The 14064-nt window shown below is 58.3% G+C and carries 14 protein-coding genes and 1 tRNA gene; 8 read left to right on the forward strand and 7 right to left on the reverse strand.

What is annotated here, in order from left to right; genetic code table 11:
* Positions 1–119 precede the first annotated feature (119 nt).
* Positions 120–695, forward strand: a complete 576-nt coding sequence (locus tag OK142_RS01510; protein WP_498680810.1) for a single-stranded DNA-binding protein — start codon at positions 120–122, stop codon at positions 693–695.
* Between the two features lie 62 nt (positions 696–757).
* On the opposite strand, the gene OK142_RS01515 is transcribed toward OK142_RS01510, so the two are convergent.
* Positions 758–1906, reverse strand: a complete 1149-nt coding sequence (locus OK142_RS01515; protein WP_498680811.1) for an HPP family protein — start codon at positions 1904–1906, stop codon at positions 758–760.
* Between the two features lie 130 nt (positions 1907–2036).
* Positions 2037–2666 (reverse strand): MarC family protein, encoded by a 630-nt coding sequence (locus OK142_RS01520; protein WP_003496002.1) that lies wholly within the window; start codon positions 2664–2666, stop codon positions 2037–2039.
* A 217-nt stretch (positions 2667–2883) separates the two neighbouring features.
* Between OK142_RS01520 and gyrA the strand changes: the two genes are divergently transcribed.
* Positions 2884–5676: a DNA gyrase subunit A gene (gene gyrA, locus OK142_RS01525; RefSeq protein ID WP_498680812.1), complete on the forward strand. Its 2793-nt coding sequence runs from the start codon at positions 2884–2886 to the stop codon at positions 5674–5676.
* A gap of 94 nt (positions 5677–5770) precedes the next feature.
* Here the strand turns inward: gyrA and OK142_RS01530 are convergent, their stop codons facing one another.
* The 3 genes from OK142_RS01530 to OK142_RS01540 form a co-directional block, all read right to left on the reverse strand.
* On the reverse strand, positions 5771–6031 hold the full coding sequence (locus tag OK142_RS01530; RefSeq protein ID WP_003496006.1) for a hypothetical protein: 261 nt from the start codon (positions 6029–6031) through the stop codon (positions 5771–5773).
* An 83-nt stretch (positions 6032–6114) separates the two neighbouring features.
* Positions 6115–7608, reverse strand: coding sequence for an SPOR domain-containing protein (locus OK142_RS01535; protein ID WP_498680813.1), 1494 nt, complete (start codon positions 7606–7608; stop codon positions 6115–6117).
* 148 nt (positions 7609–7756) lie between these two features.
* Positions 7757–8467, reverse strand: a complete 711-nt coding sequence (locus OK142_RS01540; protein ID WP_498680814.1) for a hypothetical protein — start codon at positions 8465–8467, stop codon at positions 7757–7759.
* 138 nt (positions 8468–8605) lie between these two features.
* On the opposite strand from OK142_RS01540, the gene OK142_RS01545 reads away from it, so the two are divergent.
* From OK142_RS01545 to OK142_RS01560, 4 genes are all read left to right on the forward strand, one after another.
* A complete protein-coding gene (locus OK142_RS01545) occupies positions 8606–8869 on the forward strand; it encodes a hypothetical protein (RefSeq protein WP_082184251.1) in 264 nt (87 codons plus the stop codon).
* A gap of 15 nt (positions 8870–8884) precedes the next feature.
* Positions 8885–9112 (forward strand): hypothetical protein, encoded by a 228-nt coding sequence (locus OK142_RS01550; protein WP_498680815.1) that lies wholly within the window; start codon positions 8885–8887, stop codon positions 9110–9112.
* 433 nt (positions 9113–9545) lie between these two features.
* Complete coding sequence (locus OK142_RS01555) at positions 9546–9698, forward strand: hypothetical protein (protein ID WP_003496017.1); 153 nt, start codon at positions 9546–9548, stop codon at positions 9696–9698.
* An 89-nt stretch (positions 9699–9787) separates the two neighbouring features.
* A tRNA-Ser gene (locus OK142_RS01560) sits at positions 9788–9877 on the forward strand.
* A 22-nt stretch (positions 9878–9899) separates the two neighbouring features.
* Here the strand turns inward: OK142_RS01560 and OK142_RS01565 are convergent.
* Positions 9900–10085 carry a hypothetical protein gene (locus OK142_RS01565; RefSeq protein ID WP_498680816.1) on the reverse strand — a complete coding sequence of 62 codons (186 nt, stop codon included), beginning with the start codon at positions 10083–10085 and terminating at the stop codon, positions 9900–9902.
* 113 nt (positions 10086–10198) lie between these two features.
* On the opposite strand from OK142_RS01565, the gene OK142_RS01570 reads away from it, so the two are divergent.
* Complete coding sequence (locus OK142_RS01570) at positions 10199–12190, forward strand: formylglycine-generating enzyme family protein (protein ID WP_498680817.1); 1992 nt, start codon at positions 10199–10201, stop codon at positions 12188–12190.
* A 76-nt stretch (positions 12191–12266) separates the two neighbouring features.
* Here OK142_RS01570 and OK142_RS01575 read toward each other — a convergent pair whose 3' ends face one another.
* Positions 12267–12605 (reverse strand): hypothetical protein, encoded by a 339-nt coding sequence (locus OK142_RS01575; RefSeq protein ID WP_003496021.1) that lies wholly within the window; start codon positions 12603–12605, stop codon positions 12267–12269.
* A 322-nt stretch (positions 12606–12927) separates the two neighbouring features.
* Here OK142_RS01575 and OK142_RS01580 point away from each other — a divergent pair, with 322 nt between their 5' ends.
* Positions 12928–14016, forward strand: coding sequence for a septal ring lytic transglycosylase RlpA family protein (locus tag OK142_RS01580; RefSeq protein WP_082184248.1), 1089 nt, complete (start codon positions 12928–12930; stop codon positions 14014–14016).
* Positions 14017–14064 lie beyond the last annotated feature (48 nt).

Genomic DNA, 14064 nt, shown 5'->3' on the forward strand with positions numbered 1-14064 from the left:
GAACAAATTGCAAGCGCGAATATTCCTCTGCGGAGCTCAAGATTATTCGCTGTGGATAGTTCCCCTGTTGCGGTGCCTTTTGGCGGCCGCGATGGTTATTGTGTGCGGAATTTTTTGAAATGCAATTGCCGGTCATGACGGCTGGCAGACAGGATGACGAGATGGCTGGTAGCGTAAACAAGGTAATTCTGATCGGAAATGTTGGCGCCGATCCCGAAATCCGCCGGACCCAGGACGGCCGTCCGATCGCCAACCTGCGCATCGCCACCTCCGAGAGCTGGCGGGACCGCAACAGCGGCGAGCGCAAGGAAAAAACCGAATGGCACACGGTCGTTGTTTTCAACGAGGGCCTGTGCAAGGTCGTCGAGCAATATGTGAAGAAGGGCGCCAAGCTCTATATCGAGGGCCAGCTGCAGACACGCAAGTGGCAGGACCAGACCGGTAACGACCGTTACTCCACCGAAATCGTGCTGCAGGGCTTCAACTCCACGCTGACCATGCTTGACGGTCGCGGTGAGGGCGGCGGTGGTGCCCGCAGCGGCGGCGGAGACTTCGGCGGTAGCGATTACGGCAGCGGGGGCGGCAACTATGGCGGCGGTTATGAACAGCAGCCGGCGCGTGGCGGTGCTTCCCGTGGCGGCAGCCAGCCTTCCGGCGGCTTCTCCAACGACATGGACGACGATATTCCGTTCTAAGTGGATGTGAATGAATGAAGGCGGGCATGGCGAGGCTGTGCCCGCTTCGAGGTTGCGGCTGTTTATGCCGCAGCCTTATCCGCCAGCATCGCAACCATGACATCGGATTGCGATACAATGCCGACCATCTTGCCGTTGGCATCGATCACCGGCAGGTAATGCAGCCCTTCCTCCGCAAAGCGGATAATGGCTTCCTCGATCGCAGTCTCCGGCCGCACGGTTCTGACCGGCGATGTCATGATGTCCTTGACCGTATCGTTTGGCGCGCTTGCGCCCGAGAGGATGAGGCGCAGGCGCTGCAGGAAACCGATGGAGGGGCGGCCGTTTCTCCAGCTGGCCTTTTCCAGAAAATCCGTCTGCGTGACGATGCCGACAATTTCAGCCCTGTCGTTGGTCACGGGCAGAGCCTTGAAATGGCGGTTGCGCATCAGCGCATGGGCGTGGCGCAGGCTATCATCAGGGGCGACGCCGACGACATCGCGTGACATGACGCTTTCGCAATCCAGATGAAGGGCGCGGCGGCGGAAGGAGCGCAGTTCGGTCCTGCGCAGGATGGTTTCCAGCTCGTCGCGGTCGATATCGAGAACCTCGTCATATTCCTTCAGCACCTCATCGAGATCGGTGGAGGAAAAGCCGATTTTCTGGATCGGCGTCGGGTCTGCCGTCCCATGGCTCGCCTTTCCCAGCTTCAGACCGTGCGGATAGGCGCGACCCGTGGCATTGTTATAGGCGAGCGCGAGGATGAGAAGGATCAGCGAGTTTCCGGCGACGGGCCAGAGGAGAAAACCATAGCCGAGGCCGTGCACGGCGGGGCCGCCGAGAACGGCCGTCAGCGCCACCGCGCCGCTTGGCGGGTGCAGGCAGCGCAGCGCCATCATGGCGGCAATGGCAAGGCCGATGGCGAGCGCGCTGGCAAGGAAAATATCCGGAACGAGGAGCGCCACCGTCACGCCCACGAAAGCCGAAACGAGATTGCCGCAGAGGATCGACCAGGGTTGCGCCAGCGGGCTGGAGGGCACGGCGAAGAGAAGTACTGCCGAAGCGCCCATTGGCGCGATCATGGCGGGCAAGGTTGGATCGAAGCGGAAAGCGAGGCTGCCCAGAAGCCCGGTCAGCAGAATGCCGACAAAGGCGCCGGTTGCGGCACGCAGCCTTTCCCTGTGACTGACGGGAGCGGCATCCGGAATGAGGCGGCGCAGCGTGGATCGCATGGAGAAAACTTTCGAATCCGGAAGACATGCGTCTTTTAGCCGAGGCAGGTGTCGGATTTAAAGGGTGGATTTTCCGCAATGTCTGCCCGTTGCGGGTTTTTGTTGCACGGGCATCAAGATGGGCGGTAGCTCAGAAGCCGAAGGCCGACTTTATTCCGTCGACGACGAATTGCACGGAAAGGGCTGCGAGCAGGACGCCAAGCAGCCTCGTCAGGATGGCGCGGCCGGTATTGCCGAGAAAGCGGTCCATGCGTTCAGACACGATCAGGACGGCGTAGACGAGGGCCATGGCGAAAGCGAGGATGAGAATGAGAACGACCATTTCGAGTGTCGTCTTCATCGTTCCCGCCAGCAGCACCGTGGCGGAGATAGCGCCCGGCCCAGCGATCAGCGGCAAAGCGAGCGGAAAGACCGCCAGATTGTGCAGGTGGTCCTTGGTGATGGCAATCTCGGAGGTCTTTTCCTTGCGCTCCTGGCGTTTCTCGAAAATCATCTCGAAGGAAATCCAGAACAGCAGCAGGCCACCGGCGATGCGGAAGGCACCGAGTGAAATGCCGAGCAGGTTGAGGATGGTAAGGCCGAACAGCGCAAAGACGGCAAGAATGCCGAAGGCGATCAGCGAGCCGCGAAGCGCCACCTGACTGCGCTGGCCACGCGTCATGCCGGTGGTGAGCGCAAGAAATACGGGCGCGAGGCCCGGCGGATCGAGCGTGACCAGAAGTGTGGTAAGCGCGTTGATGAGCGTTTCGCTGCTGGCCATTTTTTCCCCGCTTATTGCCTTTTTGTGCTTGAGCCTACGCAAGTCGCGCCCGCTTTAAAAGGGAGCGGCGGCGCTTTTGCCGACCTAAATGGCGAAAAGCGGTGTATGTCTTGCAAATGACGCAAAAGACTGTTCAAAACTCGCCGGGAAATTGGCTTAACGTGGCTGTTTCCGCTATAAAAATCCATCCGATTCTTAACAGAGAATGTGATCCGTTTTGACTGACCAGAGCCCCCCCGGCGGCGGAAAACTTCCGCCAGGCATTGAACCGATTTCCATCATGGAGGAAATGCAGCGGTCGTATCTCGATTACGCCATGAGCGTCATCGTCTCCCGCGCGCTTCCCGATGTCCGTGATGGTCTGAAGCCGGTTCATCGCCGTATTCTTTACGGCATGTCCGAACTTGGCATCGACTGGAACAAGAAATACGTCAAATGCGCCCGCGTCACCGGTGACGTGATGGGTAAATTCCATCCGCACGGCAATTCGGCGATCTATGATGCGCTGGCGCGTATGGCGCAGGACTGGTCTCTCCGTCTGCCGCTGATCGACGGGCAGGGCAATTTCGGCTCCATCGACGGCGATCCGCCGGCGGCCGAACGTTACACCGAATGCCGTCTCGAAAAGGCCGCCCATTCGCTGCTCGACGATCTCGACAAGGAAACGGTCGATTTCCGCGACAACTATGACGGCACCCTGCAGGAACCTGTCGTCATTCCGGCGAAGTTCCCGAACCTGCTGGTCAACGGCGCAGGCGGCATCGCCGTCGGCATGGCCACCAATATTCCGCCGCACAATCTGTCCGAGGTCATCGACGGCTGTATCGCGCTGATCGAAAATCCGGCGATCGAACTGCCGGAACTGATGCAGATCATTCCCGGCCCGGATTTCCCGACCGGTGCGCTGATCATGGGCCGTTCCGGCATCCGCTCGGCTTACGAGACGGGCCGCGGTTCGGTCATCATGCGCGGCCGTGCGACCATCGAGCCGATGCGCGGTGACCGCGAGCAGATCATCATCACCGAAGTTCCCTATCAGGTGAACAAGTCGTCGATGATCGAGAAGATGGCGGAACTGGTCAAGGAAAAGCGCATCGAGGGCATTTCCGACCTGCGCGACGAATCCGACCGCCAGGGTTACCGCGTCGTCATCGAGCTGAAGCGCGACGCCAATGCCGATGTCATCCTGAACCAGCTTTATCGCTACACGCCACTGCAGACGTCCTTTGGCTGCAACATGGTGGCGCTGAACGGCGGCAAGCCGGAGCAGATGACGCTGCTCGACATGCTGCGCGCTTTCGTGTCCTTCCGCGAGGAAGTCGTCAGCCGCCGCACGAAGTACCTGCTGCGCAAGGCGCGCGACCGCGCGCATGTGTTGGTGGGTCTGGCGATTTCGGTTGCCAATATCGACGAGGTCATCCGCGTCATCCGTCACGCTCCAGATCCGGCTACGGCCCGCGAGGAGTTGATGACCCGGCGCTGGCCGGCGCAGGAAGTGGAAAGCCTGATCCGTCTGATCGACGATCCGCGTCACCGCATCAACGAAGACGGCACCTATAATCTCTCCGAAGAGCAAGCGCGCGCCATTCTCGAATTGCGCCTTGCCCGTCTCACCGCGCTTGGCCGCGATGAAATCGGCGATGAACTGAACAAGATCGGCGCGGAAATCAGCGAATATCTTGAAATCCTGTCTTCGCGCCTGCGCATCATGCAGATCGTCACGGAGGAGCTCATCTCCATCCGCAACGAGTTCGGCACGCCGCGCCGGTCCGAGATCGTCGAAGGCGGTCCCGATATGGACGATGAGGACCTCATCGCCCGCGAGGATATGGTCGTTACCGTTTCGCATCTCGGTTACATCAAGCGTGTGCCGCTGACCACTTACCGGGCGCAGCGTCGCGGCGGCAAGGGTCGTTCCGGCATGGCGACGCGTGACGAGGATTTCGTCAACCGTCTCTTTGTTGCGAATACGCATACGCCGGTGCTGTTCTTCTCCTCGCGCGGCATCGTGTATAAGGAAAAGGTCTGGCGCCTGCCGATCGGTACGCCGCAATCCAAGGGCAAGGCCCTCATCAACATGCTGCCGCTGGAACCCGGCGAGCGCATCACCACCATCATGCCGTTGCCCGAGGACGAGACGACCTGGGAAACGCTTGATGTGATGTTCTCGACGACACGCGGCACGGTTCGCCGCAACAAGCTCGGCGATTTCGTGCAGGTCAACCGCAACGGCAAGATCGCCATGAAGCTTGACGAGGAGGGCGATGAAATCCTCTCCGTCGAAACCTGTACGGATCAGGACGATGTGTTGCTGACAACGGCTCTTGGCCAGTGCATCCGCTTCCCCGTGGACGATGTGCGCGTCTTTGCCGGCCGCAACTCCGTCGGCGTGCGCGGCATCAACATGGCTGACGGCGACCGCATTATCTCCATGACCATTGTCGGCCATGTGGAAGCTGAACCGTGGGAGCGCGCCGCCTATCTCAAGCGCTCGGCAGCCGAGCGTCGTGCCGCAGGCGTTGACGAGGAAGATATTGCACTCGTCGGCGAGGAAGTCACCGAAGAGGGCGAGCTCAGCGAAGAGCGTTATCAGGAGCTGAAGGCACGCGAAGAGTTCGTGCTGACGGTCTCCGTCAAGGGCTTCGGCAAGCGTTCGTCTTCCTACGATTTCCGCACATCGGGTCGTGGCGGCAAGGGCATTCGCGCCACCGACACCTCGAAGACAGCCGAGATCGGCGAACTCGTCGCCGCTTTCCCGGTCGACGAAGGCGACCAGATCATGTTGGTTTCCGATGGCGGCCAGCTCATCCGCGTGCCGGTCAACGGCATCCGCATCGCAAGCCGCGCGACCAAGGGTGTCACGATCTTCTCCACCGCGAAGGATGAGAAGGTGGTTTCCGTGGAGCGCATCAACGAGCCGGAAGGCGACGACGAAGCCGAAAACGGCAATGGCGAAGAGGCGGACGACAATCTGCCGAATACGCCGGAGGCACCGGAGAGCGAGGCGTAAGCCGCCTCGTTTCCTTACGCCCTTCAACAGAAAACCCCGCGAAGCCTGTGCTCCGCGGGGTTTTTCTTTGCGTGTTACCGACTATGTCCGGTTCTTACCGAATTCGCATATGGACAGGCGCCCGTCCCGAACGGCGCGCGACATGAAGGTGGATGCTGGCTTCCGGCTGGTTGGCCCGCCAGGCGCGGGCGCCGTGCGACAGGAGCAGGCTGACGAGATCGCGCGTCTTTGCCTTGGAACGATTGAGACCGAGATCGGCGATACGCATTGCCGCCTCGTGAATGGGATGCAGAACCGACAGACTGCCGTGCCCGTTGCCAGACGCAATGTCCGAATAATTCTCGTTGACTGCCATCTTGGAAAGCCTCGCTACACATTACACAATTCGAGGAGTCAGGCGGTGTTTTGAACAAAAGCCACCGCCTGCGGAAACGTTCGTTACTGGAGCGACGCCCAGCAGCTGACGCCTTTCTTTTTCAATGCATTGCATGCATTTACCGCGGCGTTCTGGCCATCGAAGCCGCCGAAACGGGCGCGGTAGATCTGGGAGCCGTCCTTGCTGAAGGCAACCGTGAAGGGTTTTGCAGAGCGGAGAGCGGCCCCACCTTTTTCCTGTGCGCTCTGCAACAGGCCGCGAGCGGAATTCTCGTCCGGCGATGCACCGATCTGGATCACCCAGCCGCCCTGCGCAACCTCTGCCCTTGCGGAGACCGAAGGAGCAGACGATACGGAAGGTGCTGTCGATGCGGTGACGATATTGTCCACCTTGGTGGAATTGGTAATCAACTTGCGATCGGGTGCGACGGGCGCCTGGGAAATCGGATCCTTGCCCTTCTGCCAGGTGGCGGCCTCCATGGCCTTTACGGCCGCATTGGAAGAGGAGCCGGCGAAGGCCGTGACAGGTGCTTCCTCGTAACGGGTCTGCGGCACCGGGCCGGAGTTTGGCAGGCCAGCTGCGGTTGCGGCAACTGCCACGGAAGGAACGGCTGCTGCCACTGCGACGGGTTCTTCAACCGGCGCGGACCGTGTCTGTGCGATGAGATTGCTGTTTCCGCCACGCGATGCCTGCGGCAGGTAGGTAGCAACAAGCTTGCGCATGGTGGCGTCGCGGGCGGCGCTGGAGCGTCCACCGAGGACGACAGCAACGATGGAGCGGCCGTCAAGCTGCGCCGATGTCGCGAGATTGCTGCCGGCGGCGCGGGTGTAACCGGTCTTGATGCCGTCCACGCCTCTTACCGTTCCGACGAGGCGATTGTGGTTGCCGATGACCTGCTTGCCGAAATTGAAGGTGCGGGTGGAGAAATAACCGTAATATTGCGGATAGTGCTGGCGAAGGGCGATGCCGAGGCGTGCCTGGTCGCGTGCCGTCGTCATCTGCGCCGTGTTGGGCAGGCCGTTGGCATTGCGATAGGTCGTCCGGGTCATGCCAAGCGCACGGGCCTTGGCCGTCATCATACGGGCGAAACGGTCTTCCGAACCGCCGAGATATTCGCCAAGCGCTGTCGCCATATCGTTGGCGGAGCGGGTGACGAGCGCCAGAATGGCCTGCTCGACCGTGATCGAGCCGCCGGCGCGAACGCCGAGCTTGGAAGGAGGCTCCTTGGCGGCGTTGGCCGAGACCGGAACCTTGGAATCGAGCGAGATACGTCCGGTATTCAGCGCTTCGAAGGTCAGATAAAGCGTCATCATCTTTGTGAGCGATGCGGGATAACGCAGACCGTCCGGATCCTCGCCATAGAGAACCTTGCCGGTCTTGGCGTCAATGACGATGCCCGCATATTTCGGATCCGCCTGTGCGGTTCCCACGGATGTTGCGGTTATGAACGCCGCAGCAAGGGTCAACGCAACAAACCTTACAAAAGACGCCGCGCCTACATTGCGCGAAAGTGCCCCGGATAGACTTTTCAACACTGCTGAACTCTTCAATCGCATATTTCTGTTCCGCTCGGACACGCCCCGCCCGAATGCTCCGGGAAGAAACTTTATCGGGATGGCGTTACCAAGTGGTTTATGAAAGGTATCCGGTTTCCATAAAATGCGACTTTTCGCCCGCAATCTGTCCCGTGCCGTGTCACGGATTTCAGTCTTTTACGAGGCGCTGCTCGACATAATGTTTTATATCCGCGTCGAGCTTTGCCCATTGCGGCAGCAGGCTGGCTGAAAAACGATAGAACAGGCTGAGGTCCTGACCGGCGTGGATGTCCCTCTGGCAGTCACTGCCTGTCGCCTCCTGCGGTGTCTGCGGCAGGAGGCAGCGGACGACGTAGTCGTTTTCGCCTTCACGCTTCCCGGTCAATATGACTTCCTTGCCGTAACCGGAATCGGCGCGCAGACGGTGCAACATCAGGCCATGTTTCAACGGGACCGGCTCTCCTTCCGTCAGCCGGGAATAAATTGGCCCGAAACGGCCAGACATGTCCTCGGACATGGTGCTCTGCGACAGCTGGATAAAAATCAGCCCAGCCGCCTTTGCCGGGTCATCAAAGGCGGCCCGATTGGCGTCTTCATATCCCTCAAGCTCCGGCCAAGTCAGATAGAGATCAACCCGCTCGCGCTCTCCGTCCTGACGTTCGGAGGGCACCCGCAGCGTGTTTTTGGCAAGCTTCAGCCGATCGTTGCCGATTGTTATCTGCACCTCATCGGTTGCCGTCGTGTGGCCCGCCTGGAGAATTCGGTCGCCATACCATTTGATGCCGAAATTGAGGGCAGCGACGAAAACGAGAATGATGACGGCGATCACCACGACGCGCCGCATCAGGGACGATGAAAGCAGGGGGCTTCCGTTATGCATGAGCTTCCAGATTCGTTCTTGCCATCGGCCGCATTTCCCCGGGTGGAAATAGATGGGCAAAGCTTTAACCTGCGGCGATCGCCATTGAAATGATGTTTTGCCGCTGCTACCTGATGGGATGCAAGCAAAGGACGGCATATGGCAGCGCGTGACAGATATTCCCGGAAGCTCGAATGTTCCAAATGTGGCCATCAGGGTTTTGCCGAGGTGTCGGAATCCGATGAAAAGGGCCGGCCCAACGTCGATTTTCGCGTCGATGAAATGCCGCGCGGCTTCCGCACCGAGCGCGCCTCCGGCGACCCCACGGATTTCATGATCCGCTGCGGCCAATGCGGCAACATATTCCGTTTCCTGCAGAAAACCGCCTATGCGCCGGGAGGCGAACCGCGCGTGAAGGCCTGAACGGAAGGTGCTGGCATGACCATATCGCAACAACCGAACGGGGCGCCGCAGAGGCGCAAGCCGATCTGGCCGTGGATTTTGCTTTTGGTGCTGACGCTTTGCGCCATCTACTCCTATAATAGGGCCAACGAAATCATCGCTGAACTCTCCGACACATTGCCGCCGGCGCTGCTCAATCTTTTCGAGGATATTTTAAAGGGTGGCGGACGGCACGGCGACGGCGGGCCGAGTATCGGCGTCTGACGCATCGAGCCGGCGAAGAGGTGCAGTTTGTACCACCCAGCCTTTCACCGATGGTCCTATTTTTCCACTGTATCAAAGAAAAAAGCCCCGCAAACGGGCGGGGCAGGTTGATCGCTCGGGGAAAGTTGGGCAATGCCCGGGAGCGATGTGCTTATATAAGCGACAATATTGCTGACGCGATAGGCCACTTCCGTCCCAAACAGTACGCCGACGCATAAATTTTGCTCAATGGGTGAGATTTTGAGAGATGGTTCTTCGACAACTATTGAGCTGGGAGCTTCAGGTCGGTGCGGTCCCGCCTGACTGCTTCAGCGGTTTGGCCATTGCAAAACGGGAAAAGCGATCCGACAATCCCCCGGCAGGTTGCCCGATTCTTGATGTTGCCTCGAATTGCACATATTCGACCCTAACATAACCGGACATGAGCAGACGCATGGATAAATCCGGAATTCTCTTCGTGGCACTGTTGCTGGTGCTTGTTGCAATCGTTCTCAGCCTGACGCTGTTCGATTCGGGCCAGCAAATCCCCGCGATTCCTTCAGGCGAGGGCTCTTTATTGCCGCCGGCGACGACGCCTGGGCAATGATTTACAGCTTGGCAACAGGAGGAGGACGCGGGCTTGCGCCAGCGGGATTGACGGCCATTTTCAAACCGCTATAAAGCCTCACCACCGATGGATGGGTGTCCGAGTGGTTTAAGGAACCGGTCTTGAAAACCGGCGTGCGTGAGAGCGTACCGTGGGTTCGAATCCCACCCCATCTGCCATTTTACATCATACTTTTCCTATTCAACCTTTGTACTCAAACGGTTCCGGATCATCTGTCCCAACGGTTTCCGTGACGTTTTGTACTATCGATGCGGCGAATGTAAGCGCATTGACGCATTTCACCGCATCAGAAGGCGCCAGCCACTCGTTCGGGTGGTCGATGTTGATGACAGTGGAAAAATCAATAACGATCCGATCCTGCTCCACGGTTTTCCAACGAAATGGAAGGCAATTCTTGGGCGTTGACTATCGTAACCCTTTTGGGTTACTAGTTCACCCAGATTTTTATTATTTTATTTTGATATATATTCGAGATATTAATGAATATATTTGCATATTCGGCTTTTATTGCTTTGTTTTATCTGACCTTCAACGGTAGTGAATCGAGCGCAAAAGCATCTCAGATGGTGGTGATACGCGATGGTGGCGATGGATCATCGTGTGGCCGCGTTAGCGGCGACTTCGCGATGGCGAAATCAGAAACCACAAATACTGAATATGCCGAATTTCTGAATGCGGTGGCCGCCCTGGATGACCCCTATCGGCTGTTTTCACCGATGATGGAGACACATTTTTGGGGTGGGATATTAAGAGAGGGCGAGCGCGGAGGCTTTAGGTATGCACCAAAACCCGGATATGCTGACCTTCCAGTGACATTCGTGAGCTGGTACTCCACTGTCAGATATGCGAATTGGATGCACTACGGAGAGCCGCTGAAACCTGCTGGTTTAGGTGCCACGGAAGGTGACGATTCCAACGGCGCATATGATACCGCGAAATGGGTAAGAAATAAGGGCGCACAATACTGGTTGCCAAATTGTGCAGAGTGGCGTCAGGCCGCGTTCTTCGACCCTGCCGAAAGCAAGCTGCGCCGCTATGTCACCGGAAATGAATTGCCGCCCGCCGGTGTTGGGCCATCATCCGCAAATTACTTCAATGGCCATTGGGCTGCGCCGTTCCCGCACCTGATATCGGCACGGGAGGCCGATACGGCACGTTCTGCCAGCGGAACGGTGGGACAAGCAGGCAATGCCCTGGAATGGGTAGAGGATCCGATCGGAGGCCAGCGCATAGCGCTGGGAGGATCGTTGCTGCTACCTGCCGCGGCTGTCAGGTCGGAATATGTGGATACAGAATATCCTGATGTGACCATCTCCAGCATCGGCTTTCGGGTGGCCTCGCGAATTAGCCCGCTGGTGCCAGAATTCGTAAAATCTCCTGACGCCCCGTTTAAACAATACGAGTTTGTCCGTGTCGGCGACACAGGAAATCCGGATGATCCGAGAACGGGCCGCGGGCGCGTCGAGTATGATTTTGACATAGGAAAGTACGAGCTATCCAATCAGGAATATGCGGAATTCCTGAACGCGGTTGCGAGCGAAGGCGACACTTTTGGCCTCTTCAAGGCCGATATGCAGACCGGAGTTGTTGGTGGCTTGGAGAAAATATCCGAAGATGGCAAAGCCAGATATCGATCAAAGCCAGGCTGGGAGACAAGGCCTGTAACCTATGTCTCGTGGTTTGATCTTGCCCGTATGGCAAACTGGCTGCATTACGGTCGCGCTGCGACCGGCAGACAGGAGCTGGGTACCACTGAAGGAGACGAAAAGACCGGTGCATATGACACCCGCGTCTTTCCCGCCCCAATGGCGTCATTTGATAGCTCGCGCTTGCCGACTCGAAACCTCGGCGCCAAATTTTTTATTCCAAGCGACGATGAGTGGTACAAGGCGGCTTACTACAACGCTGAGCTTCGCCGATATTTCAAGTATCCAACAAAATCAGACATCCCCCCGAAACCGGCGTCGGAGCGAATGCTGACGGGGGCGAACTATACTTTACGTGAACAGTTAGGCGAGGGGACGCCTTACTTCGTGAGCAGGGTTGATGCATTTGCAGCATCGGAAAGTTACTACGGCACTCGCCAACAGGGCGGTAATGTTTGGGAGTGGGTTGAAGACTGGCGCAGCAAAGGTGAGGGCGGATGCTGGCGGTGCGATGAGTGGACCAAGGGTATGAGAGGTGGCTCATTCAACTATACGGAAATCGGACTTTCTGCCGAAAACCTTGACCCAGGAGCACCGGAACTCAGCCTTTTCGTTTATGGAGCAAGGTTAGCCCGCATTGAAGAAGGGTGGGAACCCGTATCATCGTCATCTGTTTCGACGATCATCAATACCCTGAGCGAGAAAACGGCACAGCTAAAATCGCGTCCGGTTTATCTTGCTTTGACGAGCTTCTTCGCAGGCGTTGTTTCACTCGGTACAGCATGGCTCGTGATCGCTCATTACAGGCGCAGAAGCATCAATTGATCTCGGAAATGGCCTTGCATCATCATCAGGGAAGAAGAAACCCGCCTTTTCGGCGGGCTCCAAACTTCATATGTCGTCAGATTTCCGGACAACCACGTTCATTCGCGAAGGTGATCCGGTCCGGCCCTCGACGGGTGAAGCCCTGGACCACGACCCGGCCGGGAGTGACGCGCACGACTTCCGGGTCGCGGAGGCCGGCCTCGCGGGCGGCGGCGCGGGCTTCGCGTTCGCTGCAGCCGCGCATGCGGGGCGGGCCACGGCGGTCCACGTCCCTGTCACGATCTCGGATGACCGGGCGGACGCCATCGGGGCCGATTCTCAACTCCATGTCCTGCGCGCCTGCCGGGATAGGGGCGGTAATGGACACCAGGGCGATACCGAGCGCTAGACCCGTAGCTTTTAATGACTTGATCATGTTTCCTCCCTCAGCCGAAAACCGGCGGAAGCTTGGTTGTTTGCGGGGAGGAAACGCGGTGACAATCCGTTTGTTCCGTAGGGGACCTGAAGCAGGAAAGGGCTTCTATGAGGGGTAAAGCGCGTATTCAACGCCCTCCAAAAGACATAAATCATTAACCACGTTCGTTACAATTTTATCGATTTTGCAGAAGTCGTTCGCATTTTCGCCACGTTATGCACAAGATTAAGCGACTGTTAGGTGCTTCGATGGCAGGGGCAAAGCAATCGAAGCGGAAGAGGGTACGGTTCTCCGAGCCTGTAAGCAGCGTGGGGCAGACGATTTGAATTCTACGGTCAAGAAACTCGGCATCAGCACCAGATCGGGTGCGAAGTGGCTAGCAATTTCCGTGCTTTGCGCCGCGACAGCGTCGTGTTCAACCACCTCCGATACCAAGCCGAAGCCAAAGCGCAGCAAGGAATATTTTTCCGAATCCGAATATGGCGTCAAAGCCAGCCCGCGTGTGGCAGACGGAAAAAGCATCCCCAAAGGCGGCGGGCGCGAGCTTGTCGGCAACGCCTATACCGTCAAGGGCCGTCGTTATTTTCCGAAAGAAGAGCCGGGTTACAACAAGACCGGACTTGCGTCCTGGTACGGTTCCGCTTTCCACGGTCGCCTGACGGCGAATGGCGAGGTCTACGACAAGGAACATCTTTCCGCCGCACATCCGACATTTCCCCTGCCGAGCTATGCGCGCATCACCAATATGGAGAACGGCGCTTCGGTTCTGGTGCGCGTCAACGATCGCGGACCCTTCCATGAGGGCCGCCTGATCGACGTTTCCAGCAAGACGGCTGACCTTCTTGATATGAAGGCAACCGGAACGGCGAATGTGCGGGTGCAATATGCCGGCCGCGCGCCGCTTGATGGGCACGACATGCCTTATCTGATGGCGTCCTATATTCCGAAGGGCTCGCGTTCGCCGGGTGTTGCGCCGGAAGGGCAGATTGCGACCGGCGTCATGGTGGCTTCGGCTTCCCCGAATTTCGTGCCGGCTCCGACGTCCAACCCCAATTACGGCGGTTCCACGCAGACGGCGCTGGTGGGTTCCAAGAGGAATGCGGCGCTCCAGGCCATGCCGCTGGTCAATGGCCCGGCACCGGCCTTCGAACAATTTGCAATCCTGCCGGAAATCGGTCCGTTCCTGGCCGAGCGCCCGGAAGGCAATTTCATGCGTGAGCCGGCAGCACCCGGCGGCAATTATCTGCGCGTGCCAACCCCATCTTCCAAATATGCAGCCGCTTATTCCGAGGAATCTGCTACAGTTTCCAGGACCTCACGTGCGTTCGAGAGCGTGCTCGTCGATCGTGGAGCGCTGAATGAGGATTCCATACTCGCCCATGTGAAGCGTCAGCAGGCGAAAACACGCTGACGGTATGAAGAGTTTATGGCTGACTTGCGTTTTCGTCGCGAGCGGCGG

The organism is Agrobacterium sp. BT-220-3, assembly GCF_025910175.1.
Classification (GTDB): domain Bacteria; phylum Pseudomonadota; class Alphaproteobacteria; order Rhizobiales; family Rhizobiaceae; genus Agrobacterium; species Agrobacterium oryzihabitans.